Raw genomic sequence first — 262 nt, 5'->3', positions numbered from 1 at the left:
TCAGACAGCTAGGATGTTGGCTTAGAAGCAGCCATCATTTAAAGAAAGCGTAATAGCTCACTAGTCGAGTCGGCCTGCGCGGAAGATGTAACGGGGCTCAAACCAGGCACCGAAGCCGCGGATTCATGCTTATGCATGAGTGGTAGGGGAGCGTTCTGTAAGTCTGCGAAGGTGTATCGAGAGGTATGCTGGAGATATCAGAAGTGCGAATGCTGACGTAAGTAACGATAAAGGGGGTGAAAAGCCTCCTCGCCGGAAGACC

At 51.5% G+C, this 262-nt stretch carries 1 rRNA gene; it reads left to right on the top strand.

Going from position 1 to position 262, the window contains the following annotated elements:
* Window positions 1-262 (top strand): 23S ribosomal RNA (locus tag ACLHZ1_RS20805); the annotation flags it as partial.

This window comes from Aeromonas sobria (assembly GCF_050266975.1).
Lineage (GTDB): Bacteria > Pseudomonadota > Gammaproteobacteria > Enterobacterales > Aeromonadaceae > Aeromonas > Aeromonas sobria_B.
The sequence above is the reverse complement of the archived record's forward strand: the minus strand, read 5'-3'. Positions and strand labels throughout refer to the sequence as shown.